The organism is Haloferax sp. Atlit-6N, from assembly GCF_003383195.1.
Lineage (GTDB): Archaea > Halobacteriota > Halobacteria > Halobacteriales > Haloferacaceae > Haloferax > Haloferax gibbonsii.
On sequence record NZ_QEQJ01000001.1, the window covers coordinates 557,040 to 583,046 of the forward strand.

The 26,007-nt window shown below is 66.7% G+C and carries 28 protein-coding genes and 3 tRNA genes; 20 read left to right on the forward strand and 11 right to left on the reverse strand.

Annotated elements, in window-relative coordinates; genetic code table 11:
• Positions 1–21 precede the first annotated feature (21 nt).
• Both DEQ92_RS02845 and DEQ92_RS02850 read right to left on the reverse strand, forming a co-directional pair.
• Positions 22–1,128 carry a glycosyltransferase gene (locus DEQ92_RS02845; RefSeq protein ID WP_050458920.1) on the reverse strand — a complete coding sequence of 369 codons (1,107 nt, stop codon included), beginning with the start codon at positions 1,126–1,128 and terminating at the stop codon, positions 22–24.
• Positions 1,129–1,254: 126 nt separating this feature from the next.
• On the reverse strand, positions 1,255–2,316 hold the full coding sequence (locus DEQ92_RS02850) for a glycosyltransferase family 4 protein (RefSeq protein WP_004977415.1): 1,062 nt from the start codon (positions 2,314–2,316) through the stop codon (positions 1,255–1,257).
• 95 nt (positions 2,317–2,411) lie between these two features.
• Here DEQ92_RS02850 and DEQ92_RS02855 point away from each other — a divergent pair, with 95 nt between their 5' ends.
• The 3 genes from DEQ92_RS02855 to DEQ92_RS02865 all read left to right on the forward strand — a co-directional run bounded on the left by DEQ92_RS02855 (position 2,412) and on the right by DEQ92_RS02865 (position 3,952).
• Positions 2,412–2,687 (forward strand): ribonuclease P protein component 4, encoded by a 276-nt coding sequence (locus DEQ92_RS02855; protein WP_004977416.1) that lies wholly within the window; start codon positions 2,412–2,414, stop codon positions 2,685–2,687.
• 111 nt (positions 2,688–2,798) lie between these two features.
• Complete coding sequence (locus DEQ92_RS02860) at positions 2,799–3,047, forward strand: YhbY family RNA-binding protein (protein WP_004977417.1); 249 nt, start codon at positions 2,799–2,801, stop codon at positions 3,045–3,047.
• Positions 3,044–3,952 carry a mechanosensitive ion channel family protein gene (locus DEQ92_RS02865; RefSeq protein ID WP_004977418.1) on the forward strand — a complete coding sequence of 303 codons (909 nt, stop codon included), beginning with the start codon at positions 3,044–3,046 and terminating at the stop codon, positions 3,950–3,952. Before DEQ92_RS02860 ends, DEQ92_RS02865 begins: the two co-directional genes overlap by 4 nt.
• A gap of 77 nt (positions 3,953–4,029) precedes the next feature.
• Here DEQ92_RS02865 and DEQ92_RS02870 read toward each other — a convergent pair whose 3' ends face one another.
• Both DEQ92_RS02870 and DEQ92_RS02875 read right to left on the reverse strand, forming a co-directional pair.
• Positions 4,030–4,842 carry an HD domain-containing protein gene (locus DEQ92_RS02870; protein ID WP_050458917.1) on the reverse strand — a complete coding sequence of 271 codons (813 nt, stop codon included), beginning with the start codon at positions 4,840–4,842 and terminating at the stop codon, positions 4,030–4,032.
• Positions 4,843–4,922: 80 nt separating this feature from the next.
• The gene (locus DEQ92_RS02875; RefSeq protein ID WP_115820394.1) at positions 4,923–5,423 is read right to left on the reverse strand and encodes a redoxin domain-containing protein; all 501 of its coding nucleotides are present in this window, start codon (positions 5,421–5,423) and stop codon (positions 4,923–4,925) included.
• 260 nt (positions 5,424–5,683) lie between these two features.
• Between DEQ92_RS02875 and DEQ92_RS02880 the strand changes: the two genes are divergently transcribed.
• The 9 genes from DEQ92_RS02880 to DEQ92_RS02920 all read left to right on the forward strand — a co-directional run bounded on the left by DEQ92_RS02880 (position 5,684) and on the right by DEQ92_RS02920 (position 15,447).
• Positions 5,684–5,959 carry a twin-arginine translocase TatA/TatE family subunit gene (locus tag DEQ92_RS02880; protein WP_004977421.1) on the forward strand — a complete coding sequence of 92 codons (276 nt, stop codon included), beginning with the start codon at positions 5,684–5,686 and terminating at the stop codon, positions 5,957–5,959.
• 78 nt (positions 5,960–6,037) lie between these two features.
• Positions 6,038–6,110 (forward strand) — tRNA-Arg (locus DEQ92_RS02885).
• A 609-nt stretch (positions 6,111–6,719) separates the two neighbouring features.
• Positions 6,720–10,013: a type II/IV secretion system ATPase subunit gene (locus tag DEQ92_RS02890; protein ID WP_115820395.1), complete on the forward strand. Its 3,294-nt coding sequence runs from the start codon at positions 6,720–6,722 to the stop codon at positions 10,011–10,013.
• Positions 10,014–12,056, forward strand: a complete 2,043-nt coding sequence (locus tag DEQ92_RS02895; RefSeq protein WP_115820396.1) for a type II secretion system F family protein — start codon at positions 10,014–10,016, stop codon at positions 12,054–12,056.
• Positions 12,056–12,550 (forward strand): hypothetical protein, encoded by a 495-nt coding sequence (locus DEQ92_RS02900; RefSeq protein ID WP_004977426.1) that lies wholly within the window; start codon positions 12,056–12,058, stop codon positions 12,548–12,550. The genes DEQ92_RS02895 and DEQ92_RS02900 overlap by 1 nt, the downstream gene beginning before the upstream one ends.
• Positions 12,544–13,179 carry a hypothetical protein gene (locus DEQ92_RS02905; protein ID WP_050458915.1) on the forward strand — a complete coding sequence of 212 codons (636 nt, stop codon included), beginning with the start codon at positions 12,544–12,546 and terminating at the stop codon, positions 13,177–13,179. The genes DEQ92_RS02900 and DEQ92_RS02905 overlap by 7 nt, the downstream gene beginning before the upstream one ends.
• Positions 13,167–14,159 (forward strand): hypothetical protein, encoded by a 993-nt coding sequence (locus DEQ92_RS02910; RefSeq protein ID WP_004977428.1) that lies wholly within the window; start codon positions 13,167–13,169, stop codon positions 14,157–14,159. Before DEQ92_RS02905 ends, DEQ92_RS02910 begins: the two co-directional genes overlap by 13 nt.
• A complete protein-coding gene (locus DEQ92_RS02915; protein WP_115804745.1) occupies positions 14,156–14,674 on the forward strand; it encodes a hypothetical protein in 519 nt (172 codons plus the stop codon). Before DEQ92_RS02910 ends, DEQ92_RS02915 begins: the two co-directional genes overlap by 4 nt.
• Positions 14,671–15,447 carry a hypothetical protein gene (locus tag DEQ92_RS02920; protein WP_004977430.1) on the forward strand — a complete coding sequence of 259 codons (777 nt, stop codon included), beginning with the start codon at positions 14,671–14,673 and terminating at the stop codon, positions 15,445–15,447. Before DEQ92_RS02915 ends, DEQ92_RS02920 begins: the two co-directional genes overlap by 4 nt.
• Before the next feature lie 33 nt (positions 15,448–15,480).
• Here DEQ92_RS02920 and DEQ92_RS02925 read toward each other — a convergent pair whose 3' ends face one another.
• Entirely contained in the window at positions 15,481–16,992 is a 1,512-nt protein-coding gene (locus tag DEQ92_RS02925; protein ID WP_115804744.1) for a hypothetical protein, read from the reverse strand.
• Between the two features lie 157 nt (positions 16,993–17,149).
• On the opposite strand from DEQ92_RS02925, the gene DEQ92_RS02930 reads away from it, so the two are divergent.
• A complete protein-coding gene (locus DEQ92_RS02930; RefSeq protein ID WP_115804743.1) occupies positions 17,150–17,890 on the forward strand; it encodes an HNH endonuclease in 741 nt (246 codons plus the stop codon).
• Between the two features lie 489 nt (positions 17,891–18,379).
• On the opposite strand, the gene DEQ92_RS02935 is transcribed toward DEQ92_RS02930, so the two are convergent.
• Both DEQ92_RS02935 and DEQ92_RS02940 read right to left on the reverse strand, forming a co-directional pair.
• Positions 18,380–18,451: transfer RNA gene (locus DEQ92_RS02935), tRNA-Ala, on the reverse strand.
• Between the two features lie 100 nt (positions 18,452–18,551).
• On the reverse strand, positions 18,552–19,193 hold the full coding sequence (locus DEQ92_RS02940; protein WP_004977434.1) for a VRR-NUC domain-containing protein: 642 nt from the start codon (positions 19,191–19,193) through the stop codon (positions 18,552–18,554).
• Between the two features lie 125 nt (positions 19,194–19,318).
• Between DEQ92_RS02940 and DEQ92_RS02945 the strand changes: the two genes are divergently transcribed.
• Complete coding sequence (locus tag DEQ92_RS02945) at positions 19,319–19,531, forward strand: hypothetical protein (RefSeq protein ID WP_004977436.1); 213 nt, start codon at positions 19,319–19,321, stop codon at positions 19,529–19,531.
• Positions 19,532–19,839: 308 nt separating this feature from the next.
• On the opposite strand, the gene DEQ92_RS02950 is transcribed toward DEQ92_RS02945, so the two are convergent.
• A tRNA-Ala gene (locus DEQ92_RS02950) sits at positions 19,840–19,911 on the reverse strand.
• A 244-nt stretch (positions 19,912–20,155) separates the two neighbouring features.
• Here DEQ92_RS02950 and DEQ92_RS02955 point away from each other — a divergent pair.
• Genes DEQ92_RS02955 through DEQ92_RS02970 form a run of 4 tightly spaced genes read left to right on the forward strand, consistent with a single transcriptional unit; the run spans position 20,156 to position 22,634 of the window.
• Positions 20,156–20,623 carry a 30S ribosomal protein S15 gene (locus DEQ92_RS02955; RefSeq protein ID WP_004977438.1) on the forward strand — a complete coding sequence of 156 codons (468 nt, stop codon included), beginning with the start codon at positions 20,156–20,158 and terminating at the stop codon, positions 20,621–20,623.
• A 4-nt stretch (positions 20,624–20,627) separates the two neighbouring features.
• Positions 20,628–21,743, forward strand: a complete 1,116-nt coding sequence (locus DEQ92_RS02960) for a hypothetical protein (protein ID WP_004977440.1) — start codon at positions 20,628–20,630, stop codon at positions 21,741–21,743.
• Entirely contained in the window at positions 21,740–21,982 is a 243-nt protein-coding gene (locus tag DEQ92_RS02965) for a KEOPS complex subunit Pcc1 (RefSeq protein ID WP_115820397.1), read from the forward strand. Before DEQ92_RS02960 ends, DEQ92_RS02965 begins: the two co-directional genes overlap by 4 nt.
• Complete coding sequence (locus DEQ92_RS02970; RefSeq protein WP_004977443.1) at positions 21,975–22,634, forward strand: 30S ribosomal protein S3ae; 660 nt, start codon at positions 21,975–21,977, stop codon at positions 22,632–22,634. Before DEQ92_RS02965 ends, DEQ92_RS02970 begins: the two co-directional genes overlap by 8 nt.
• A 114-nt stretch (positions 22,635–22,748) precedes the next feature.
• On the opposite strand, the gene DEQ92_RS02975 is transcribed toward DEQ92_RS02970, so the two are convergent.
• A complete protein-coding gene (locus DEQ92_RS02975; RefSeq protein ID WP_050458909.1) occupies positions 22,749–23,195 on the reverse strand; it encodes a plastocyanin/azurin family copper-binding protein in 447 nt (148 codons plus the stop codon).
• Positions 23,196–23,360: 165 nt separating this feature from the next.
• Here DEQ92_RS02975 and DEQ92_RS02980 point away from each other — a divergent pair, with 165 nt between their 5' ends.
• Positions 23,361–24,032: a protein sorting system archaetidylserine synthase gene (locus tag DEQ92_RS02980; RefSeq protein WP_008092815.1), complete on the forward strand. Its 672-nt coding sequence runs from the start codon at positions 23,361–23,363 to the stop codon at positions 24,030–24,032.
• Positions 24,033–24,060: 28 nt separating this feature from the next.
• On the opposite strand, the gene DEQ92_RS02985 is transcribed toward DEQ92_RS02980, so the two are convergent.
• Positions 24,061–24,336, reverse strand: coding sequence for a hypothetical protein (locus DEQ92_RS02985; protein ID WP_004977446.1), 276 nt, complete (start codon positions 24,334–24,336; stop codon positions 24,061–24,063).
• A 111-nt stretch (positions 24,337–24,447) separates the two neighbouring features.
• On the opposite strand from DEQ92_RS02985, the gene DEQ92_RS02990 reads away from it, so the two are divergent.
• On the forward strand, positions 24,448–24,771 hold the full coding sequence (locus tag DEQ92_RS02990; protein ID WP_115804739.1) for a DNA-binding protein: 324 nt from the start codon (positions 24,448–24,450) through the stop codon (positions 24,769–24,771).
• A 3-nt stretch (positions 24,772–24,774) separates the two neighbouring features.
• Here the strand turns inward: DEQ92_RS02990 and DEQ92_RS02995 are convergent, their stop codons facing one another.
• Positions 24,775–25,917, reverse strand: coding sequence for an acyl-CoA dehydrogenase (locus DEQ92_RS02995; RefSeq protein WP_115804738.1), 1,143 nt, complete (start codon positions 25,915–25,917; stop codon positions 24,775–24,777).
• Positions 25,918–26,007: the final 90 nt, after the last annotated feature.

Here is a 26,007-nt window from a genome sequence, read left to right on the forward strand (position 1 = left end):
CGCAGTCGGTCTCGCTGTTTTTTATTCCGACGCCAACCGGTCGTAGAGCGCCGCGAGTCGGTCGACAGAGCGGTCGACGCTCACCTCGTCACGGCGGTCGAGACACCGCGCGCTGAGTGCCTCGCGTTCCGCCAGCGCCCGCCGAATCCCGTGGCGGAAGCCGTCTAAGTCGCCTGACTCGTAGTGGTAACCAGTCACGCCGTCGAGGACGGTGTCCTCCAGCGCGCCCTCGTTAACGCCGACGACGGGCGTCCCGCAGGCGTTGGCCTCCAGCGCGACGAGCCCCTGTGTCTCGACGGGGCTCGGAAAACAGAACACGTCGAGCGCGGAGTAGAACGCCGGCAGCTCCTCGCGGTCGAGGAAGCCGAGGAAGTGCGCGTCCACGCCGAGGTCGTCGGCGAGGGCTGACAGCTCGTCGCGGGCGGGGCCGTCGCCGCCGAAGACGAGCGTCGCGTCAAGGTCGGCCGCGGCCCGGACGAGTTCGTCGAGACGCTTCTCGTAGCCGTGGCGGCCCGTGTAACCGATGAGGGGGCCGTCGCCGAGGTCGTAGCGGCGGCGGAAGTCGTCGCCCTCGACGGGTTCGAACCGCTCCACGTCGATGCCGTTCGAGAGGACGACGATTTCGGCCTCGACGCCGACCTCGTCGACGAGGCGGCGCTCGGCGTCCTCGCTCGGGACGATGACCGCGTCGGCGCGGTCGAAGAACCATCGCTCGTACCGCTCGGCGGTGCGCTCGACGCCGCGCTCGATAGCGCCGACGGAGCTGAGGTACTCGGCGTACTCGCCGGTCGGGGTGTGGTAGGTCGCCACGAGCGGGAGGTCGCGCCGGCGGGCGAGTCGGAGGCCGGCCAGTCCGAGGCCGAACGGGGTGTGGGCGTGGACCACGTCGACGTCGTCGACGGCCCCCGGAATCCGCGGCGCGCCGATTCGAATCCCCTCGTAGAACGGGAACGGGAGGCTTCGGACGCCGTACTCGCCGGGCTCGGGGTCGTAGTCTTCGTCCGCCGGGAACACCACGTCCATGCGACCGCCGCGGCGGTGCCACCGCTCGCGCCACGTCTGAATCGTGTAGGTGACGCCGTTGACGGTCGGTAGGTACGTGTCGGTGAACGCGGCGACCGACTGCATGGCCGTTCGTGCGACCCCGACGGGATAAACCGTTGTGACTTCCCGCTGGACTGTCGTGTGTTACCGAATCAATCGGCCGCCTCCCGGGGGTCGGCCAACGAGACTCGCCGGTCGGGGGGCGGCCACTCAGCCTTCGAGTCGCCCGGACAGCGCGTCCTCGTACGTCTCGACGAGCCTGTCGCCGACGCGGTCGAGGCTGTGTTCGGCGGCCGTCTCGCGGGCGTTCTCGCCGAGTCGCCGCCGGAGGTCGGGGTCGCGGGCGAGCAGGTCGAGCGCCCGGCGGAACTCCGCGTCGGTCGAACACTTCAGGCAGTCGTGGCCGTGGGTGTAGAACTCCTCGAACACCGGGATGTCGCGGAGGACGACCGCCTTCCCGCAGGCCATCGCTTCGAGGACGGCGATGCCCTGATTCTCGTTTTTCGTCGCGAAGAGGTAGACGTCGCCCGCGCCGAACGCGCCGCGGATGTCGTCTATCCACCCGGTGAACGTGACGTTCTCCGGGGCGTTTTCGACCCAGTATCGAACTTTCTTCGAGGCGTGCGGGCCGGTGTCGTAGGGGCCGAACCACGCGAAGTCGTAGTCGGTCTCCTGGGCGAGCGTGCAGAACGTCGTGAGGCCCTTGCGCTCGAAGACGTTGCCGACGGTGAAGACGGTCATGCCGTCGAGGTCGTACCTCTCTCGGTACTCGTCGCGGAGGTCCTCGAAGCCGTCGAGCGCCTCGGTGTCGACGCCGTTCGAAATCGGTCGAATCGGCGCGTCGACCGGGTAAGATTCGAGCGTTCGCTTCGTGTACTCGGAGGGACAGAGCACCACGTCGGCCTGCGAGTAGAACCACTTGAGGTACTTCCCGAGGGCGGGGGCGACCGCGGTCGACCCGCGGAAGCTCTCGGCGAAGTCCTCGCGGGTGACGTGCGAGTGGAGCACGAGCGGGATGTCGTTCCGTTTGGCGTGTCCGGCCACGGCGAGCGACCCGGGGCCGATGAGGTTGCAGTGGGCCACGTCGTAGTCGCGGACGACCCCGTCGCCCCGCAGGAGGCCCGCGGCACCCGCGGCGGCCGACTCGGGCCACGGGGAGGTGACGACCTCCACGTCGGTCGTGGCGAGGGCCGCCCGCTGCTGGTCGGTGGCGGTGCCGATGCCGCTGCGTTCGAGTTGCGAGGCGAACTCGAGGTAGTTCAGGACGCGCACAGTCGCCGTTTTTCCGGGTGGGGTATCACAGTACCGGCTTCGGCTCCGCGTCGCGGTTCGGAACGTCTTTGTCCGGGCCGCTCGCCCGAACGTGTATGAACATCGCGGAGGAGCGCATCGACCGACTCCACGACCTCGCCCGCGAGGCGGCGAGCGACCGCGACCACGAGCGCGCCCGCGAGTACGTCCGCCTCGCCCGCCGGGTCGCAGAGCGGAACCGCTGCGGCCTCCCGAAGGCGTTCCGCCGGTTCACCTGCGACGACTGCGACGCCTACCTCCGTCCCGGCGTCAACGCCCGCGTCCGGACCCGCGCCGGCGGCCGCGTCGTCGTCAGATGCGACTGCGGGGCGACGAAACGCTATCCGTACTGACCGCCCGCCGGCGATTCCGGCAGTATCGACCCGTTCTCGCGTGTGTACGACAACCAAACGGCCGCCAAAGCCTTACTATTGAAGCCCTCTGGCACATAGTGGAGGCCACACATGAACACGCAGGAGCTGCGAAAGGAGGCCCACGACGTCGACGTGACCGTCTGGGTGGGTAAGAGCGGAATCGAAGCGGTGGTCGGCGAACTCAACGACCAACTGGCCGACCGGAACCTCGTGAAAGCGAAGTTCCTCCGGGCGGCGCTCGGCGGCACGACGGTCGACGAGGCGGCGGCTGACCTCGCAGACCGGGTGAACGCCGAACTGATAGAGACGAGGGGGAAGACCGCGGTCTACCACCGATGAACGCGCTCGCACTCCCGCTCCAACTGCAGGGTGACGGCGGCGCCATCGGTCGACTCCTCACCCAGCAGAACGTCCCGTACGCCGAGACGCTCGGGACGCTCCTGGGTCTCGTTCTCGGCTTCGTCGTCGTCTACATCGTCGGCAAGGCGGTCGTGTCGTCCGCGCTCAACCGCGTCCTCGACCGGCGCGGCGCGGAGGAACACGCCAAAAAGCCCCTGATGAAAATCGCGACCCTCGTCGTGGCGTTCGTCGCCCTCGGCGCGGGGTTCGCGTTCGCCGGCCTCGGCAACATCCTGCAGTCGCTCGCCACCATCGGCGCGGCCGCGACGCTCGCTATCGGCTTCGCGATGCAGGACGTCATCGCCAACTTCGTCGCCGGCATCTTCATCTTCACCGACAAGCCGTTCCGCATCAACGACTGGATTGAATGGGACGGCAACTCCGGCGTCGTCGAAGACATCTCCTTCCGCGTGACGCGCGTTCGCACCTTCGACAACGAACTGCTCACCGTGCCGAACTCGCAGCTCACCGACGGCGTCATCAAGAACCCCGTCGCGAAGGACAAACTCCGCCTGCAGGTGCCGTTCGGCATCGGCTACGACGACGACATCCAGCAGGCGACCGACATCATCCTCGACGAGGCCGAAAACCACGAGGGAATCATGACGACGCCCGAGCCGTCGGTCAGACTGACCGAACTCGGCGACTCGTCGGTCACGCTCAAGTCGCGCATCTGGATTTCCCAGCCCAGCCGCGCCGACTTCGTGAAGACCCGCGGCGAGTACGTTACCGCCGTCAAAGAGCGGTTCGACGAGGAGGGAATCGACATCCCCTACCCGAACCGCACCCTCAGCGGCGAACTCTCGGTCGGCGGCGCGGAGCGCCTCGCGCAGTCGAACGACTGAGGAAAAACAACGCCGACCGCGGGACCGACCCGCGGCGGTCGACCGCGACCCGATTTTTCCGACTCCCGACGCGTTGCCTAGAGTTCGATGCGCTCGACGAGCCTGTCGTCGGACTTCGTGTTGACCGCGACGATGCGGACGTGTTCTTCGAGACCGGAGCCGTCGAGTTTCGCCTTCAGGAGGTTGTCGACCTGATAGACGCCCGCGGCGTTCACCATCTCGATTTCGACGAGGACGGGGGAGTCCTCGCCGGGCTTCAGGACGACGTTGTTGATGGCGCGGCTGGAGAGCGTGTTGATGCCGCGGCCGCCCTTCTCGTAGGGGATGCGCGACCGGCCGCGCTCCATGTCGAGCGCGTCGGCGACGCGGATGACGCCGGCTTCGAGCGTGAGCGGGTCCTCCTCGCGGTGGTGACAGAGGATGGCGTGGAGGACTTCCGCCTTGATTCGGACCGCGTCGGCGAGGCCGTAGAACTCGGGGAGGAAGCGGTCGAGCACGTCCGACGCGAGCGGAATGGAGTAGTACGCGTGGTTGTCGCGGTGGACGATGTGACCGATGTCGTGCAGTTGCGCCGCGAGGGCGATGATGACCGCTTCGTCGGCCTCGTCGAGTCCCTGCTCGGCCGCGCCGTTGAACTCGCAGCCGCCGGCCTTGAGCAGGTCGTACAGCCGAAGCGCGCGGTTCAGAACGATTTCGATGTGCTTCGGGCCGTGGTCGTTGTAGCCCTTGCGCGTCACCGCGTTCACGTTCTGCGCTTCGAGGAGCGTCGTCACTTCCTCGTCGTCGAGGAGCGCGGGGAGCACCTCGTTGAGCTTCTCGTCGGGGAAGGCGTGGTCCGCCTCGGGGTCGTAGACGCGGCCGCCGTTCAGGGTGTCTTCGGTATCGCTCATGAACCGCAGGTGGTCGCACGGAGAGAAAAGAACTTGGGCTCCGAATCAGGTGCGCTAACGCGTCGCGTGGCGGGGTGCGCCTACGCGGCCTCGGTCGGTTCTTCGAGCGTCGCGGCGGCGGCCTCGACCGCGTCGTAGTCGGGTTCGACGCCGGGGTCGTCGCTGACCCACGCGTAGGTGACCTCGCCGTCTCCGTCGACGACGAACACCGCGCGCTTCGCCACGCGGTTGACGCCGAGGCTCGCGAAGTCCATCGCCACGTCGTAGGCGTCGACGAGTTCGCGGTTCGTGTCGCTGATGAGTCCGAAGTTGAGGCCGTTCTGCTCGGCGAACTCCGTCAGCGTGAACGGCGTGTCGATGCTGATGCCGTACACCGTCGCGCCGACGTCCTCGAAGTTGGCCATCTGGTCGCGGAAGGTGCACATCTCGGTGGTGCACGTGCCGGTGAAGGCCGCGGGGAAGAACGCGAGGACGATGGGCGCGTCGTCGAGGTTCTCGGAGAGCGTGAACGACTCGATGTCGCCGTCGATGTCGGTAAGCGGTGCGGTGAAGTCCGGGGCTGCGTCGCCGACTGATACCATACGGGTGGCATTCGACTCCGCACACATTATTTCACCGTCGTCGGAAATTCAGGGGACCGGTGGTGACGGACCGACCCAGTCGGCGCAGCGGAACGCCCGAGCGCGTCCGGCACCCCGGCCACAAGCTTTTCGTAGGAGCTACGCGCCGAGACGCGTCGATTCGGGCGATGCGGGAGTTCCGGTACGCCGATATTCCGTCTTTCCAGAACCCGCAGAAGGCAAAAAGCCTATAATTGCCACTAGGTAACGCAGAAATAGCGATGTTCGAGACCATCACTCCACTGTTCCCGGGACTCCCGGGCGGGCCCGAGCTGCTCGTCGTTCTGCTCATCGTCGTCCTGCTGTTCGGCGCGAACAAGATTCCGAAGCTCGCTCGGTCCTCCGGGCAGGCCATCGGCGAATTCCAGCGCGGCCGCGAGGAAATCGAGGACGAACTGCAGGATATGAAAGGCGACGACGAAGACGAAGACGACGCCACCGAGAGTTCGGCCGACTCGGTCGAAACCGAATCCGCTTCGACCAAATCGTCGAACTAACCGCAGCTCACTCTCTCTCTTCTGCCCGCGCAGGGCGAACCACGCGATTTTTGACCAGTCCTGAGAGATTGCGCCGTAGGGCGTGTGGCCTAGTGGACAGGGCGAGAGGTTCCTAACCTCTCGATCGCGGGTTCGAATCCCGTCACGCCCGTTATCGTGACGAGCGGAGCGAATCCGATAACGCAACGTGCGGGATTCGAATCGGGGAGCGAACGTCAGTGAGCGACCGGGGTTCGAATCCCGTCACGCCCGCTTCGCTCACTTCGTTCGCTCAGCGGCCGCGACGGACATCGCGAATCCTCCGGATTCGCTCAATCCCGTCACACCCGTTCGCCACTTCGTTCGCTCAGCGGCCGTTCCTGAGTCCCACTCGCTCTGCTCGCGGGATTCCCGTCACGCCCGCTTCGCTCGTCGCGACGCTCCTCGCTGCACGGCCGTGGTAGAATCGCAAACCCTCGGTTCCAATCCCGTCGCAAACGCCTCTGACTCACCGCTCTTTCGTCTCCACGGCGGAATCCCGGCCCGCAACGGCGACGGTCCGTCTCCCGTGTTGCACGACATATCAGAAAACAACTATCCCGCGGGCGTCCCTCGATTCGCCCCGGTTCACGCCGCGATAAAGCCCCGATTTAGCCGGCCGTCTGGATGCGTCGCCACGACCTTCCCTGATAAAATAGTATAAAAATACAACTTAAACAGGACTTAAACTGTGAATTAGCTGAGAAAAAGACTTTTCCATCGGCCCGGATACCCGGTGACAATGGCAACCGACGACGCCGACGGAGGGGAGCGAAAGGCGTTAACGGGTGATGTAACGCCGCCCGTGGAGAGCGACACCGCTCCGGAGCAGGCGTCGAACGCGCGCGTCGGGTCGTACACGTGGGCAGACTTTCTCGAGGAGTACGGAAGCGACGGCGACGTGGAAGCCCTCTACGGGACCGACCCGCGGACGCGACGCGACGCGCCCGGCACGTCCCGGTGGGAGGAAGACGACGAGCGGGCGGCCTCGACGCCGACCCGGACCGACTGGGACCGCATCGACCTCGACCCCGAAGAGTACCTCGACTGTCACCCGGTCGACGCGGCGGAGTTCATCGGTAAGCGCGGCGCGCACGCGACGAACATCAACGAGCAGTTCGAGGCGTTTTGCGACCCCGAGACGACCCCCGTCGTCAAGGACGTCTGGCTGTGGGAACACTACAAGCGGGAGTACTACTACGAGGACGACGGTTCCCGCCCGCGGGATTCCGAGGGCGAAATCGTCCGCTTCGACGCCGAGGAGGCGCTCGGGTTCGACCCCGACTACATCGAGAACGCGCTCGCGCGGGCCGGCCAGCGCGCCGAGGAACTCGACGCCGTCGTCGAGGAGCGCACGGTCGACGTGGACCCCGAGTTCGACGAGGACGCGTTCTTCTCCAGCGTCGACGGCACGACCACGCTGGCGAACCGCTACGACCTCGAGAAGGCCGTCCCGATGGAGAAGAAGACGCACTTCCGCGAGGTCGAGCGCTACTGGGTGAACAAGCCCTACGCGTTCGTCATCATCTTCCACTCCGTCAAGGAAAACGAGAAGAAGTACTACGTGGTCGAACCGCACCTGAATCGCATCGAAGACGACCTGACGGAATTCCTCACCAACAAGCTTCGGACCGCCATCAAGTACGGCGACGAGAGCGTCGTCGAGGGCGGCCGCGACAACCGCGGACGAGTCATCGAGGCCGAGACGTACGAACTGCTCTCGCGGTACGACCTCTACGACCCGCCGGCGTCGGCATCCGCGGCTGGCGAAAGCGACGACGGCTCAGACGCTGACGGGGCGTCGGCTGCCTCTCCGAGCCTCGCGTCTCGGCTCGGACTGGGCGGCCTCCTCGGTGGCGGAGGTGGGTCGCCGGACGGCTCTTCGGCGACTCCCGCGACCGCCGGGCGATTCGGCGGACTCGGCGGCATCGGGTCCCGACTCGGGTTCGGTTCCGTCTTCGGCGGTCGCGCCCGCGACGCCGACGATGACGCCCCGCTCGGCGGCATCGACGGTATCGCCGCCCGACCCGAACCGGCGGTCCTCGCCGACGACGCCGACGACCTGAACGACTACCAGGTCCGGAAACTCCAGTACTACCTCCGCCGCGACTTCATCGGCTACGAGCGCATCGACGGCATCAAACACGACATCAACGTCGAGGACATCTCCTGCGACGGCTACAACTCGCCGGTGTTCGTCTACCACTCCGACTACGAGCAGATCATCTCGAACGTCTACCACGGCGAGGGCGAACTCGACGACTTCGTCGTGAAACTCGCCCAGCGCTCCGGGAAGGGCATCTCGAAGCGCCGCCCGCAGGTGGACGCGACGCTCCCCGACGGGTCGCGCGCGCAACTCACCCTCGGTCGCGAGGTGTCGGACCACGGGACGAACTACACCATCCGCCAGTTCAAGGACGTCCCCTTCACGCCAATCGACCTCATCAACTGGTCGACGTTCTCGCTGGAGGAGATGGCGTTCCTCTGGCTCTGTATCGAGAACGACAAGAGCCTCATCTTCGCGGGCGGCACGGCGTCGGGGAAGACCACCTCGCTCAACGCCGTCTCGCTTTTCATCCCGTCGAACACGAAAATCGTCTCCATCGAGGACACCCGCGAGGTCGAACTGCCCCAGCGTAACTGGATCGCCTCCGTCACCCGGCCGTCGTTCGCGGACGACGACAAGGGCGACGTGGACGAGTTCGACCTGCTCGAAGCCGCGCTCCGCCAGCGCCCGGACTACATCGTCATGGGCGAGATTCGCGGCGAGGAGGGCCGGACGCTGTTTCAGGTCATGTCCACGGGTCACACCACCTACACGACGTTCCACGCCGACTCGGTCGGCGAGGTGCTCAAGCGGTTTACGACCGCGCCCATCAACGTCTCGAAGACGATGTTCACCGCCCTCGACCTCGTGTCCATCCAGACCTCGACGCGGGTCGGCGGCAACAAGGTGCGCCGGAACAAGTCGCTCACCGAAATCAACCACTACGACCCCGAGAACGACGAGATAAACGTCCAAGACGTCTACCAGTGGCAGGCCGAGACCGACGAGTTCCTCCAGATGGGTTCGTCGAACACGCTCGAAGAGATCAAGTTCGACCGCGGCTGGAATCAGGAGACGCTCGAACTGGAGATTTTCAAGCGACAGGTCATCCTCGCGTACCTCATCGACCGCGGGCTCAACACCTACACGCAGGTCGCGGCGACGTTCCAGGCGTTCATCAACGACCAGGACACCATCCTCGGGCTGATGGCGACCGACGACCTCGAACGGAGCCTCGAAGACCTCCGGGAGATGGAGTCGGTCCACATCAACATCGACCCCGAGAGCGAGGCGATGGTCCCGCGACCCGACCCGCCGGAACACGTCCGAAAGCTGGCGAAGGAAATCCTCCGCCGGGCCGAAGACGAACTGTTCCCCGACTACCGCGACCGCGACGTGGGCGAGGTCGCGGAGGCGCTCAACCACATGCGCGACGAGCCGGACGTGGAGGCGACGCCCGGCGAGCGCGGCGAACTCGACTCGCTCGACGCGTCGACCCGAGACCCCGAACTCGACGAGGGAGACGACCGCGACGAACTGGACGCCGGCGACGAAACCCCCGAAATCGAGGGCGACGACGGGCCGTCCTCGCTCGACGGCGAGGACGAGACGCCGGCGCTGGAGGCGGGGCGCGACGAGGCGGACGCGGACCGCGAGGGCGACGAGCCGACCGGCTTCGGCGACACCAGCGGGGCGTTCGGCTTCGACGACGCGCCCTCCTTCCCCGACTCCGACGGCGACGACCCGGACCTCGACGACTTCTTCGGCGCGTTCGGTATCGACGACGAGTCGGACTCGGCCGCGGCTTCGGACGGCACGGCGGGGCGAGGCGAACCCGACAGGGCCGCCCCCGACGATGAGGCCGACGCCGACGACGCGGCCGACGAGACGTGGGGCGGGTTCGAGGCCGCCGAGGCCGACGACCCACACGAGGGCGACGAGGCCGACGACGCGGGCGCTCGCGGGGCCGACTCCGGAGAGGGCGAGTAGATGAGCAACCTCGATTCGAAGACCTCGGGCGGTCTCGACCGCAGCACCGACACCCTCGGCGACGCCTTCTACCCGCTGTTTCAGCTCATCTTCGACGAGGACGGCGAGTTCGTCGCCGACATCGAAGAAAAGCTGCAGCAGGCGCGGATGCCCGACACCGTCGAACTCTACCTCTCGCGGGCGCTCGCGGTCGGCGTGCTCGTCGGCCTCGCGCTGTGGCTCGTCGGGATGGTCGTCGGCTACGGCGTCTTCGCGCTCGGCCTCGTCTCGGCGGACTCGCTGAGCCTCGGCATTCCGGTCGGAAGCGAGTCCACGGCGGCCACGCTCCGGTCGCTCGCGATGCCCGCGGCCGTCGTCCTCTCGGGGCTCTTCTTCGGGTCGCTCGGCTTCGCAGGCGGGTTCGGGACGCTCGTCGCGATTCCGTACTCGACCGCGTCCGCCCGCAAGCGCGAGATAAACATGCTCCTGTCGGACTCCATCTCGTTCATGTACGCCCTTTCGGTGGGCGGGCTGAACCAACTGGAGATTCTGGAGGCGATGGCGCGCGCCGAAGACACCTACGGCGAGGTCTCCCGGGAGTTCCAGAGCATCGTTCAGGAGACGGAGTACTTCGGCACCGACTACCGAAACGCCATCCGCCAGCAGGCGATTTTGACCCCCTCGGACGACCTCTCGCAGTTCCTGACGGACATGCTCTCTATCGTCAACTCCGGCGGCAACATGCAGGGCTTCCTCGACGACAAGAAGGACAAACACCTCCGGACCGCGAAACAACAGCAAGAACAGACGCTGGAGACGATGGAGCTGTTCGGCGAGATGTACATGACGCTCTCGCTGTTTCCGCTGCTTCTCATCATCATCCTCGTCATCATGAGCATGCTCGGGGAGGCCCAGTCGAGGCTGCTGTACGCGACCGTCTACGGGCTCATCCCGCTGACCGGCGTCGGCTTCCTCGTCCTCGTCTCGACGGTCAAGCAGGACGAAATCGGCGACGGCTTCCTCAGCCCCGAAGACGAGAGCGACCGCCTGCAGGGCCAACAGCGCGAGGGGCTCGTCCACATGGGGCTCGTCGAGAGCTACGTCGGCGAGTTCAGCCTCTTTTCGCGCATCAAATCCCGCGAGGGGACGTTCAAGACGAAAGAACTCCTGCGCCGCCCGCATCTGTTCTTCAAGCGGCATCCGCTTTTCACCCTCGCGCTGACGGTGCCCGCGGCGCTCTCGCTCCTCGCCGTCTCCGTCGTCGAAGGTGCCGCCCCGACGACGTGGGACGGGATGGTTTCCAACCCCGTCTGGGGGACGTTCATCTGGTTCTACGTCCCGTTCTACCTCGTCGCGGTGCCGCTCGCCGTCTTCCACGAGTGGAACGTCCACTCGCGGGCGGCCATCACCGGGAAGCTCTCCGACAACCTCCGAAAGCTGTCGAGCGCGAACGACACCGGCCAGACGCTCCTCGAGTCCATCAAGACCGTCTCGGACACCTCCTCGGGGAAGCTCGCCGACGAGTTCGAGGTGATGTACGCGAAGGTCCACTACGGGATGAGCCTCAAGGAGGCGCTCGTCGAGTTCAACAACAAGTACCACATCCCGCGGCTCGCCCGGACGGTCAAGCTCATCACGAAGGCCCAGGAGGCGTCGAGCCAGATAACCGAGGTCCTGACGACGGCCGCGCAGGCCTCCGAGAACCAAGACGACATCGAGCGCGAGCGCATCTCGCGGACCCGGATGCAGGTCGCAATCATCCTCATGACCTACGTGACGCTGCTGGCGGTGATGGCCATCCTGAAGACGCAGTTCCTCGACGTGATGGCCGGCCTCTCCTCGCAGGCGTCGAGTTCCGGCGGCGCGACGACCGGCGGCCCGAGCTTCGGCGGCGGCATCGACCCCGACCTGCTGTCGCTTCTGTTCTTCCACGGCGTCACCATCCAGGCGATGCTCTCGGGGTTCATCAGCGGCTACATCCGCAACGCGGACCTCCTCTCGGGGGTCAAGTTCGTCGTCATCCTCCAGACGCTCTCGCTCGCGGTGTGGATGGTGGTCGGCTGATGCGGCGACGCGGCCCGCCGGACGACCGACGCGAGACGAGCGGCCGGAGCGCCCGCGCCCAGACGACCATCGACTTCGCCGTCGGCGTCGGCATCTTCCTCCTTGCGGTCGCGTGGGTCGTCGGCACCATCCCGCAGATTCTCGACCCCTTCGAGGCCGAACAGGACCGCCCGCTCGTCGCGAACCGCGCCGCCGACTCGCTCACCCAGCGCCTGCTCGTCGACGACGAGAATCCGGACGTGCTCGACGCGGTCTGCACCGAGGCGTTCTTCGACGGGGACCCGCCGCCCGGCGACTGCGACTACGGGAGCGCCGACCCCAACGCCGCGACCGGAATCGACGCGTCCTACGGCCTCAACGTCACGCTCTCGCGGGGTGGGACCGTCGTCGAGACGACCGGCGAGCCGGTCTCGACAACCCGGAGCGTCGTCGCCGCCCGGCGGGCCGTCCTCCTCGACGGCGAACTCCACGAGCTATCGGTGAGGGTGTGGTGACCGTGTCTCGCGCACAGGCCCACGCGCTCGAAGCCATCGTCGCCGCGATGGTGCTCCTCGCCAGCGTCACGTTCGCGCTGCAGGTGACCGCGGTGACGCCCCTGACCGCGAGTACGTCGAGCCAGCACATCGAGAACCAGCAGGCCGCCGTCGCCGACGGCGTCCTGACGGCGGCCGCCGAGACCGGCGCGCTGAAGCGGACGGTGCTGTTCACGCACCCCGAAAACGGGAGCTTCTACGGCATCGACGCGCGCGGCTACTACGTCGACGGCGGCCCGCCGACCGCCTTCGGGGCGATGCTCGACGAGTCCTTCTTGGACCGCGGCATCGCGTTCAACGTCTACGTGCACTACCTCCGCGACCGGGAGGTCCGCCGGACGACCCGCCTCGTGTTCATGGGCGAGCCGAGCGACCACGCCGTCTCGCGGACTCGGGTCGTGACGCTCGCGGACGACGACGCGCTGACCGAGCCGGGAACGTCGCCGGGCGGCGAGCCGCGCGCGGTCGAGACGACCAAGACGCTCGAATCGGTCGCCGCCGCGAGCGACGAGACGTATTTCATCCAAGACGGGAGCGCGGGGCCGCTCTACGGCGTCGTCGAAGTGGAGGTGGTCGTATGGCGGATGTGACCGACTCCTTCGAGCGCGCGAGCGACGAGGCGACGGGAGCCGCGCGCTTCACCGGCGACGACCGCGGCCAACTGATGCTCGTCGCCGCGCTCGCAATCGCGGTCCTCCTCGTCGGTCTCGCGCTGACGCTCAACACCGCGATTTACACGGAGAACCTCGCCACGCGGACGACCGATACGAGCCTCGACGGGGCGGTGAGCCACGGCCGCACGGTCGAAGCCGGCGCGGGAGTCCTCCTCGACGAGACCAACCGCGAGGGCGGAACGTACGCCGAACTCGCCGGCTCGTTCGACGAGACGTTCGGCAACTGGAGCGACGCGGCCGCGACGCTCGCCGCGGTCAGGGGAGCCGCGACGAACGCCTCGCGCGTCGACCACGTCGAGGGCACCCGAATCTCGCAGACCGACGCGGCGCGGAACTTCACGGACGGGAGCGAGTCGACCGACTGGACGCTCGCGAGCGACGTCGGCGTCCGCGGCGTTCGGTTCAACGTCTCGCGCGACTCGCTCGCGACGAGTAGCGGGTCGGCGTTCGAACTCGTCGTCGACGACGGGACGAACGTCGTCGAGACGGAGGTCTACCGGAATTCGACGCGGGCCTTCGTGACCGTCGAGGACGCCGGCGGGACGCGGGCGACCTGTAGCGTGGCGGCCGACGCGGGCGATTACGTCACGATTGACGTTGCCGACGGCCGACTCAACGGGACCGCCTGCGACCCGCTCGACGCGGTCCACACCGACCTCGACGGCACGGTCGCGGTCTCGTACCGGAACGCCGTGCAGGCCGAGGGGAGCTACGAACTGTACGTGAACGAGACGAACGCGACGGTGTTCGACGCGGCGAAGTACGCGTCCGCCGAGAGCGGGTCGTCGCCGGTCGCAGAGCAGGCGCTGTACGCCGTCACCGTCTCGTACGTCTACGAGACCGGCGAGACGTACGTCTACCGAGAGCTTCGGGTCGCGCCGGGTGAGATTGCGTGACGCCGCCGACGGCTCCGGACGGACGCGGGGACCGCGTTCGGCGCGGGAGCCGCGGGAGCCGCGCCCGCTCCCGCTCCCGTTCGACCGACCGCGGCGTCTCGACGGCGCTCGGCTACGTCCTCACGCTCTCCATCACGGTCGTTCTCATCTCGGGGCTGTTGGTCGCCGCCGGCGGCTTCGTCTCCGACGAGCGCGAGCGGGTCACCGAGACGGAACTCGACGTGGTCGGAAACCGGCTCGCGGCCGGCGTCGAATCGGTCGACCGAATCGGGGCCGCGCCGGGCGAGTCGCGGGTCGAGGCGACGGTTCGACTGCCCCCGAGGGTCGCTGGCACGACCTACTCCATCGAGGTGGTGTCGGGGTCGCCGAACGAACTCGTGCTCACTTCGACCGACCCCGAGGTGACGGTTCGCGTCCCCGTCTCGACCGAGACCTCGCTGACCGCGAGCCGGGTCGACGGCGGCGACGTGACCATCACCTACGACCCGTCGTCGGGGCTGGAGGTGAACTCGTGAGCGACCGCGCGGTGAGCGACACCCTCGGGTTCGTCTTCGTCTTCGCCATCGTCCTCTCGATGGTCGGTCTCGTGTCCGCCGTCGGGATGACCGGTCTCCAAGACGCCCGCGACGTGGAGCGCGTCAACAACGCCGAGCGCGCCCTCGACATCCTCGGCGACAACATGGAGGACATCGCCGACCGCGGCGCGCCGAGTCGGGCCACGGAGGTGAAGTTGCAGGACGCCCGCCTGACACTCGACCGCCCCGTCGAGTTCGTCGTCTCCGGGGAGTTGACGTCGGACCCGTCGGTCAACTTCACGAACACCTACGACGTCTCGCCGGTCGTCTACGCGGCCGATTCAAGCGACGAACGAGTGGTCTACGCGTTCGACGCGCTCCTCAGGACCCGCGGCGACAGCGGGACGTTCGTCCGGCGACCGTCGTTCGTGCTCACCGAAGAGCGGGTGTTGATTCCGGCGTTCGTGACGCGCCCCGACGAGGAGGCGACGACCTCGGTCGGCGGGTCGGGGACGTTCCTCATCCGAGCCGACAAGGCCGCGAGCGACGTGTTGGCCGCGCGGACCGACGGGCAGTACGACGTGAATCTAACCGTTCGCTCCCCGCGTGCGGCGCTCTGGCGCGCGGAGCTATCGAGCCGTCCCGACGTGACCTGCGACCCGGTCGTCCCGGCCGCGACGCCCGACGGCTATCCGAGCGTCTCGTGTTACGTGAACGGGGCCGACCGCGTCTACGTCGTCTCGACGTCGGTCGATATGACGTTCGCCGACTGAGGATAGGACGCCGCCACGGCCGGCTCCGGTCGCTCACTCGACGTCGACTTCGACCTCGTTTTCGGTGACGTGCAGGAAGGTGATGAACTGGCCGCCCTCGGCCTGGTCGTAGACGAGTTCGCCGCGCGAGCCTGCCTCGTCGACGCTCTGGCTGTTGCCCGGACCGTCCGTGACGGTCAGTTCGAACTGCGGCGCGGCCAGCGAGAAGTAGTGGTTGACGACGAAGTCCATCCGAGCGGTGTCGCCGTCGGCCTTCGAGAACGTCTGGCCGCCGTCGGCGTCGTGCTCGTCGAAGGTGACGCTGTCGTAGGCCTCGCCGTCGACGATTTCGGGGGCGAACTGCCACTTGTTCTGGTTGCCGAAGCCCTTGTCCGACTGGATGTCGCCGTAGGTCATCGTCTCCGAACTCGTGAAGTCGACGGTGAGTTCGGGGGTGCTGGTCGTGCAGTCGATGCTCACCGCGTCGCTCGTGTCCGGGTCGAGGTCGGTCGCCTGCCAACCGTGGTACCTGCCGTCCTCGGTGGCGTAGTAGAGCGTCAGGTCGAACGTGCCGTCGTAACTCCCGCTCTTGCACTTGTCGTCCGCCTGCACGTGGAGTTCGAGGTCCTTCTGGTCGCCGTCGTAGTACATCCCCCACTCCATGTTCTGGAGGTGCTGGTCGTTCGAGAGCGTGAGCGAGAACGCCGAGACGTTGTGGTTCGCGGCCATCCCGCGCACGTCGACCGACGTGCCCTCGTTCGGCATCTGGAACTCGCCGACGAGCCCGAGCGTCTCCAGTTCCACGCTCGCGGTCTGATTGGTGTCGTCGACCGTCACGGTGCCCTCACTCCGCGACTCGAAGAACGAGGCCCAACCGCGGTAGTGGTCGCTGTGGACCGTCACGACGACCGTCCCGTTGCTGACGGGGTTGTCGAAGGTGGCCGGTATCGTGTCGTAGCTCGCGGTGTCGTTGGGGTAGACGCGCCGAGCGCGCTCGGTCGCCGAGACCCTCGCGGACACGTCGCCCGACGCGGACCCGTCGCCGGCGACCCGAACGACCGGAAGCGTCAGCGTCGCGCCGCGGTAGTGGAACTCCGGCGGCGAGACCATCGTCGTCCCGCCGTCCTGCGTGCGCCAGACGCCGCCTCCTTCGTAGGCGATTCGGGCGTCGCCGTCGCGGTACTCGACGCTCCCGAGCGACTCGTTGTAGAGCTCTTGGTCGTCGCCGGCGTCCGTGTAGTTCTTGTGCGTGACGCGTATCCAGCCGGTGTCGTCGTCGACGACGTAGGTGCCGCCGCCGGTCCCGCCGAGGTCGACGAACTGCGTCTCTCCCTCGCCGAGCGCGGAGATGGCGACCCGCGAGTCGAACAGCGTCATCGAGTGCTCGGCGCGCGTCAGTTGGGACTCCTGTTTCGTCTCCTCGAGGGCGACCCCGCCGAGCGCGACGACGGCGGTCGTTCCGGCGACCGTAATCGCCAACAGGAGAACGACCGCAATCGGCGAGGTCTGCGCCGTCCGGTCTCTGACGACGCGATAGACCAGTGGAACACGGGGACGACCGCTCATTACCTGACTGAAGGCGACGCGGGGTGAAAACCTCGCGGGGTACCTGACAGTCTGGTAAGTGGAACCGTTCGCTGGGGCTGACCTGCGCCGCGTCGACCGGTTCCGTGTCAAGGAAAACGAATTTCACCGGGATACGAGACAGACAGACGAGTGACCGATGTCGGAGGACGCCGAGACGACAACCGGGCGGACGACGCGAAGGCGGAGAACCATCGACCGCGAGCGGATATTTCGCCGCGACGACTACACGTGTCAGAACTGCGGGCGCGAGTACGACGAGGGCTCGCACATCTTGGAGGTCGCCCATCAGCGCCCGGCGCGGGATTTCGAGAACCCCGACGATGCCGACGCCCCCGAGAACCTCGTCACGCTGTGTCCGAACTGCCACCGGCGGTTCGACATGGGCGAACTCGGCGACAGAATCGCGTCGAGCCTCCAGCGCGACTTCCGCGAGCGGGCGAAAGCGAGAAACCACGCGAGCACGGTCGAGGCGTTCGCGGGCGACGCCATCGAGATAACGAAACTGAACGTCCTCATCGCGAGCGTCTTCGGGACGGGCGTCACGGTGCTCCTCCAAGCGGACGTCGTGACGGACGTCTCCGCGTTGGTGAACTTCGGCGTCGGGTTCGGCGGACTCGCGTGGGTGCTATCCACGGGGTTCACCCTCTTGGCGTATCATTCGTGTCGCACCTCGGGAGCGAGTTCCAGCGCCATCGAGGAGGTCCTGGAGGGCGGCGACGACGACGAACTCCCCGAGGAGACGACGAAGATATACTACCGAAACGCCAGGCGGATCGGCATCGCAATCGGCCTGACGCTCAGCTGCGTCCTCCTGCTCATCGCGGGAATCGCCCTCGCGGCGACGGGTGATGGTGGGCTCGCGGCGCTCGTCGAGTAGATAGCGTGTATTGACCGATAGAGCACCCACAGGCGAGTCCCGATTGGTTCATCACCCGGTTCAATTGCCGGACTCACCGGGAGTCCCGCGAGCAGAACGAGACGGCACTGCCGTCTCGCATGACATGCGGGCGACTCGCGGGTCGCCCGCAGACGGAGCGAGTGGGACGTCGGCGAGTCCACGAACGACTGAAGGGAACGAAGTGACCGAAAGGAAGTGAGTGGACTCACCGGGATTTGAACTCACTCGCAACGCTCCGCGTTGCTCGCTGCTCAAATCCCGTCTCGAACAGACATCAATACAGTCGATACACGCCGCTCGCTACGCTCGCCGGTGGTATCGACAGAAGTTGATGGGCTCGCCGGGATTTGAACCCGAAGGAAGACGTGCTCGCTCACACGGTTCGCTGCGCGCGACTTCCAGGGCTTCAAATCCACGCGCTCGCTGCAGCGAGCGCTCTGCTCGCCATTTCTTCACTCCGTTCAGAAATGGACTCGCCGGGATTTGAACCCGGGGCCTCTCCCATGCCAAGGGAGTGATCTACCCCTGATCTACGAGCCCTCAAACGCAATCATTCATTCCCCGGTCGAATAAATAAGGGCTTCGAATCGTTCGACTGCTGTGGGGTGCGGACACAGATCGCATTCCGTCGGGGCCTTGCCTACGCGGGCCGAACTTCACAAACGTACACATCCGTGAACAGGTTTCGGAACGTCCCCATCCAATGCTCTTGGGTGTCCTGAAACTGGTCTGTGTGTGCTTTGACTTCCACGAGAACCGGGCCGCCGAACAGCTGTTGGTCGATACCAACGAGGTCTGGTGCGCCGGAGAACCCGAGTGCCTCACGCAAGCGCTCGAGGGGTTCGGTTCGGTCGAATATTTCGGTGAGAACCGTTTCAGACGTGTCGGTCCGCATCGGTCCGGCGATTTCGCGGAGGCCCCGTTCAATCGCGTCCGCGAATCTGACACGTGAAAATCGACCGTGTTCGTCCAGATTGTCGGTCTCCCACGCCGACTCTACGAATTGTTCGCCGTCGAGGACGGGATGATTCCGCGTGCTGTCGATATTGATGACGAGGCCGCCGAGACACTCGGTGAGGTAGGTCGAAACCAAATCCTCGGCGTTGACTGCATCGCCCTCGTAGCAATACTCGTACGTTTCCGGCGATTCGAACGACCCCGGGTACGACGCCGTGTCCGTCGCCCAATCCTTCTCTAGGTAGGTTCGCCCCTCCCCCTCGATTGTGCTGGTCCCCGTCAACCGCCTGAAAACGAGTTCATACTCGCCGGCTCCGTATTGCATCGTGTAACCGCTGTCGGCGTTATCCCGTATTGGCTTGTTGGAACGGCCGAGACGCGTTCCGAACGTTTCTCCGCTCCCGGCAACGAACCGACTCGTTTTTTCCGTCGCTGACGGAACGATTCGGTATGACTGACGACGACGCTCCCGAAGTCCCGGTCGTGTGCGAGGCCTGCGACACGACCACGCGCGTTTCGCTCTCCGAGGTCGCGGACGCCATCGAGCGACACAACGAACAGGTCCACGACGGGGACGACATCGCGCAGGTCGACCCCGAAATCGTCAAGCACGTGACCGACCTCGCGGCGAAGGACATGAGCGTGTTCGAAGACGAGGCGTGAGCCGCGGGAGGCGCTGGCGCGCCGCATCGGCTCTTTTCAGCCGCGGTAGCTCGGATACCGATTGCCGGACTTGTGGGACACCCGTAGCGGGGCAAACAGCTGACCCGGAATCCACCAGTTGTTCGAGTGCGAGTCCACGAACGACTGACGGAACGAAGTGACCGAAAGGAAGTGAGTGGACTCGCCGGGATTTGAACTCACTCGCAACGCTCCGCGTTGCTCGCTGCTCAAATCCCGTCTCGAACAGACATCAATACAGTCGATACACGCGGCTCGCTGCGCTCGCCGGTGGTATCGACAGAAGTTGATGGACTCGCCGGGATTTGAACCCGGGGCCTCTCCCATGCCAAGGGAGTGATCTACCCCTGATCTACGAGCCCGCATCCTCCGATAGCCGTCGCCCGTTTAGAAGCCCTTCGATTCCGACCGAGGCGAGTTGAGGCCGAGTCGAATCCGAGTCGAAACGGTTTAACCCGGCGCGCGTGGACAACCCGATGGGAATCCAGCACGGCCGCAAATCTGACTCGCCCGGTTCGGGCTTGGGATTGCGGTAGTGCCCCAGCAGTCGGTGAGACGACTGCGGGGTACTCGTTTCTGCGGTCAGTGCGGTTCCAACCCGCAACAATGGCACGAATGCACACCCGCCGCCGTGGCTCGTCCAGCTCGGACAAGCCGGTGGCAGACGAAGCACCGGAGTGGAGCGACGTCGACGCGGCTGACATCGAAGCCCGCGTCGTCGAACTTGCAGAACAGGGCAAGGACCCGAGCCAGATCGGCCTGTCCCTGCGCGACGAAGGCGTCAAGGGCGTTCCCGTCCCGGACGTCAAGCTCGCCACGGGCAAGAAGGTCACCACCATCCTCGAGGAGAACGACGCCGCAGGCGACCTCCCCGAGGACCTCCGTAACCTCATGGAGCGCGCCGTCCGTCTCCGCGAGCACATGGAGGAGAACCAGCAGGACAAGTCCAACCGTCGCGCCCTGCAGAACACGGAATCGAAGATTCGTCGCCTCGTCTCGTACTACCGCGGCGACAAGCTCGACGACGACTTCACCTACAGCTACGACGTCGCTGTCGAACTCCTCGAAGAATAACTGAATGTCCGTGAGCCCCGCCGAACAGACACCCGCCGCCGACGCCGCCGCGACGCTCCGCGAGGCGACGTTCGTTCGCCTCCGCGTCAGCGCGAGCGGTGCCGCCGTCGCGGCCGCCGGTGTCATCGGCCGGGCGCTCAGGACACTCGACGTCCCCTTCCGCATCCGCGCGACCGACGCCCCGGACACTGTCGCAAACGACGACGTTGTGGCAGTCGTGGGCCTGTCAAACGCCGATGCGGACCTCGAACTCGACCCGACCGACGCCGTCTCTATCGTCCGCGAACTCGGGGTCGACCCCGACCCGGCGGTCGCGCTGGCCGGCTTCCACACCGCCGGCGTAGCCCCGGACGACGACCTCGCGGACGCCGCGGCCGACGCGGGCGTCGAAGCCGGACCCGGCGTGGCCGTCCCGACGGGCGACCTCGCAGACGGGCTGGCGCACTCGACGTTCGTTCACGCGTCGTTTTCGGCCGACAGGGAGCGCGCGCAGGCGACGCTCGCCGAACTGTCGCTCCCGGCCGAACTCGACGCGGACGCCCGCAGACGCGTCGCCTCCCTCGTCGCCATCGACGCGACGACCGGCGAGGCGACCGCCCGAGCGGCGACCGCCGTCGAGCGCGTCTTGCGCTCGGAGGCGACCCCGAACGGGCCGTTCGAAACCGTCGGCGGCTTCGCCGACGTGCTCGACGCGACCGTCCGGGAGTCGCCCGGAACCGCCGTCGCGCTGGCGCTCGGACACGGCGTTCGAGACGCGGCGCTCGACGCGTGGCGCGACCACGCGCAGGCGACCCACGGCGCGCTTCGCGAGGCGACGACGGGACGCTACGAGAGCCTCTACGCGCTCTCCTGTGACCTGTCGTCGCCGGGGCGACTCGCCACGGTGGCGAGGCTCGCCCGCGACTTCCGCTCGCCCGAGCCGACCGTTCTCGCGGTCGGCGTCGGTGCCGCGGCCCTCGTCTCGACCGGCCCCGCCGGACTGGACGAGGACCTCGCCGCGGCCGCGGACGAACTGCCGGACGCGTCCGCGACCGGGTCGCCGTCGGAGGCGACGATGACGTTCGACTCCGCGGCGGAGCCGAGCGACGTCGTCGCGGCCGTCAGGGAGGTGCGCCGATGACGCGGCGCTCGACCCTGCGGACGACCCACGACGACCCCGGCATCGTCGCCGGCGCGCTCGAACCGGACAACACGGAGTCGATGCGCACCCGAGCCGAGGGGGACGAACTCATCACCACAATCGAACGCGATTCGACCGGTGGCCTGCACGCCACGGTCGATGACTACGTCGTCAACGTGACGGTCGCCGAGACCGTCATCGAAGCCACACGAACGCACACAGACACTAACCATGAGTGAACGATCCGTCTCCAAGCAGAAGCGCGGAAAGCGATGGTACACCGTCATCGCTCCCGAGAATTTCGACCGTAAGGAACTCGGTTCGACCTTCGCGGACGAACCCGAGAAGATCAACGGTCGCACCGTCGAGTCCACCCTCGGCGAACTCAACGACGACCAGGGCGCGAACAACGTCAAGCTCACGTTCAAGATTACCGACGTGGGCAGCGACGCCGCCTACACCGAGTTCATCCAGCAGGAGCTCACCCGAGACTACCTCCGTAGCCTCGTCCGCCGCGGCGCGTCCAAAATCGAGGCCAACGTCACGGCTATCACCAAGGACGACTACCGCGTCCAGGTCCAGCCCGTCGCCTTCACCACGAAGAAGGCCGACCGCAGCCAGGAACACGAGATTCGTCGCATCATGACGAAGCTCACCCGCGAGGCCATCACGGGCCACACCTACGACGCGCTCACCGAGAGCGTCGTCGAAGGTCGCCTCTCGTCGGCCATCTACGGCGACGCGAAGGTCATCTACCCCCTGCGCCGCGTCGAGGTCAAGAAGTTCTCCCTCGAAGCCCGCCCCGAAGAGGTCGAGGCCGAAGAGGAAGCCGCCGTCAGCGTCGACGAGGACGACGTCGCAGTCGACGTCGACGAAGAGACCGAAGCGTAAGCCCGTCTCGCCGACGGCCCGACTTCGAATTTCGACTTTTTCGCGATAGCGCGCGGAGCGAGAGCCACGCCGCTCTCGGCCGTTGAATCCCGGGCGCGACGGTACGCGCCGAGTTTACTCCTCGACGACGATGGTGCCGACCATGCCGGCTTGCTCGTGGGGGATACAGAGGTACTCGTACTCGCCGGGCACGTCGAAGGTGTACGTGTAGGTCTCGCCGCTCCCGATGAGCCCGCCGAGCGAGTTAGAGTAGGCGTCGCGGGCGGCCTGCTCGGTCTCGTAGTTCCCGCTGGCGAAGAACGCGGCGTCCTCGGGAAGCGTGCCCTCGTAGGCGGTAACGGTGTGGCCGCGCGAACTCGTGTTCCGCCAGACGACCTCGTCGCCGACCTCGACGGTCAGCGTCGGCGGGTCGAACGCGACCGCGGTCATTCCGATGTCGAAGTCGTCGCCCGAAGCCATCAAGGTCGCACAGCCCGCGAGGCCGGTCGTCGCGGCCGCTCCGGCCGCCGCGAGGAACTGACGCCGCGTCCGACCGCCGTCCGAGGACCCGTGGTCTCGCATAGTCGCCTCTCGGGACGCGACCGATAAATGTCGCATGGTTCGCTCGCCGAACCGCCGAATCGACCGGGACCGGCCGGAACGCCGCCGGTTCGAGGTCGGTGCGCGGAGCCGCCCACCGACGGACGGAACGTAAGAGGGAAAGGGAAGGTACGCAATCGCATCGGTATGAGACCCCGATTCGTCGGTCGGTTGGGGCCCGCCGACGTGGTCACCGCCGGGAACGCGGCGCTCGGATTCGTCGCGGCGGTGCTGACCGCGGTCGACGTGCGCCTCGCGGCCAAGGCCATCCTGCTCGCCGCGATGGCCGACGGCCTCGACGGCGTGGTCGCCCGGCGCTACGGGGGAACCGACGCGGGCCCGTACCTCGATTCCCTCGCGGACGTGGCCTCCTTCGGCGTCGCCCCCGCCCTGCTCGTCGTCACCGTCGTCCGCGAGATGTGGGGCTTCGACCGGATTCGGGTCGTCGCCGGCGTCGCCGTCGCCGCACTGTTCGTCGCGGCCGCGGTCGTCAGACTGGCGCTCTACACCGCCTACGACAGCGGCTCCGACGAGACGGTCGGCGTGCCGACGACGCTCGCCGCGACGATTCTGTCGGCGGGCGTCCTCGTCGGCTTCGTCGAGCCGATGTTACTCGTCGTCCTCTCGGCGGTTATGGCCGCGCTCATGCTCTCGGACGTGACCTACCCGGACCTCCACGCGCAGGACGCGCTCGTCATGGGCGTGGTGCAGGGCCTCGCCATCGTCTGCTCGGGGACGCTCGGGCAGGGCTTTTCGTTCGGCTTGCTGTTCTTGGCGCTCGGCTACCTGTTTTTGGGGCCGCGCTTCTACTGGGGCTAATCGGCGCGACGAGAGCCGCGCGCCAGAGTCACATCCCCATGTCGGCCGCGTCGTCCGGGACCGGCAGGTCGTGCGGCGAGACGCCGAGGAGCTCCGCGGCGTGGTCCAAGGCCATGTCGAAGCCGTAGTAGCGTTCGAGTTCGTCGCCGTCGGCGGTCGGGCGGACTTTTAGCATGGCGTAGCCGTCGATGTTCTGGGCCACGGCGGCGGTTCGACCGTCGCGGTCGAATTCGAGGACGCGCTCAGAGTCGGTGACGTAGTACCGCGCGGTGACGCCGTTCGCTTCTTTGGTTGCGTCGGTCATGCGAGGCGCTAGGGAGTAGGGACTGTCTAAACTACCGGTTCCGGCGGGCGAGTCGTCGCGGCGGGCCGGCGGAACGAAAGTGACGTGTGTGTCTCCGCCGAGGGGTGAGCTATGTGGTTTCAGAGCGGCCGCCGGCGCGACCTTTGTGCCATCCTCTACGACGCGGGCGAACTCCGCGGACAGAAGCTGAAGACCCGACTGGAACGCTACTACGACCTCCGAATCGACCCCCAAGCGTTCTACGGGACGCTCGACGCGCTCGTCGAGGGGGACCACCTCGAACGGCGAACCGAGGGAATCTACGACGTGTACGGCCTCACCGACGCGGGCGCAGACCGGGTCGAATCGTACCACGCGTGGCTCGCGGAGCGGGTCGAAAACGGAGAGCGCCGGGTGGCCGACACAGCCGACGCGGACGAATCGGTCGTCGACTGACGGCTACTTCTGGAGCCAGTCGCCGATGGTGTTGCGGAGAATCTCGCTCGTCCCCTCGTAAATCTCGTTGAGCTTCGCGTCGCGGTAGTAGCGCTCGGCGGCGAAGTCCTTGGTGTAGCCGTAGCCGCCGTGAATCTGGATGCCCTCGTTCGCCACCTCGCGGCTGATTTCGCTGGCGTAGAGCTTCGCTTGCGCGGCCTCCTTGATGAACGTCTCGTCGCGTATCTTCAGGTCCGCGGCCTTGTGCATGAGGAGCTTCGCGGCCTGGACCTTCGTGTCCATGTCGGCCAGTTTGTGCTTGATGGCCTGGAAGTCGCCGATGGGCTGGTCGAACTGCTCGCGCTCGCCGGCGTACTTCACGGCGTCGTCGAGGGCGGCGCGGGCGATACCGATAGAGCGCGCCGCGATGGTGATGCGGCCGCCGTTGAGCGTCTTCAGCGCCTGCACGAAGCCGTCGCCCTCGTCACCGAGGAGCCGGTCCTCGGGGATGCGCATGTCGTCGAAGCGGAGTTCGGCGGTCGGACAGCCCTTGTCGCCGAGTTTGTGCTCCGTGCCCTCGACGACGAAGCCATCGTCCTCCTCGGGGCGGACGACGAACGACGAGATACCCTTGTTGCCCGCGTCGGGGTCGGTCTTGGCGAAGACGACGACGGTGTCCGCGACCGAGCCGTTCGAAATCCAGAGCTTGCCGCCGTCGACGACGTACTCGTCGCCGTCCTTGACCGCCGTGGTCTCCATGGCCGGCACGTCGCTGCCCGCGCCGGGTTCGGAGAGCGCGAACGCGCCGATGTCGGTGCCCTCGTTGACCGGCGTCAGGTAGGTCTGCTTCTGGTCCTCGTTCCCGAACTCGTAGAGCATGTTGCCGGCGAGGCTCGTGTGGGCGGCGACGATGGTGCCGAGGCCGCCGGAGCCGCGGGAAATCTCTTCGAGACCGATGGCGTAGGAGTGATAGTCGAGGCCGGCACCGCCGTACTCCTCGGGGAAGGGCATGCCCATCAAGCCGAGTTGGCCCATCTCGCGCACGAGGTCGGCGGGGAACTCGTCGGTCTCGTCTATCTCCGCCGCGCGAGGTTTGACCTCCTCGTCGACGAACTCCGAGACCATGTCCTTGATTTGCTTCTGCTCCGCAGTGAGCGCGAAGTCCATACGTGAGTCTGTCATCGACTATGCTTATGATTTTCTCCTGCGCCGTCTCGGCCGTTTGAGCGTGGACTCCCCCACGAGACTTTTTATCCC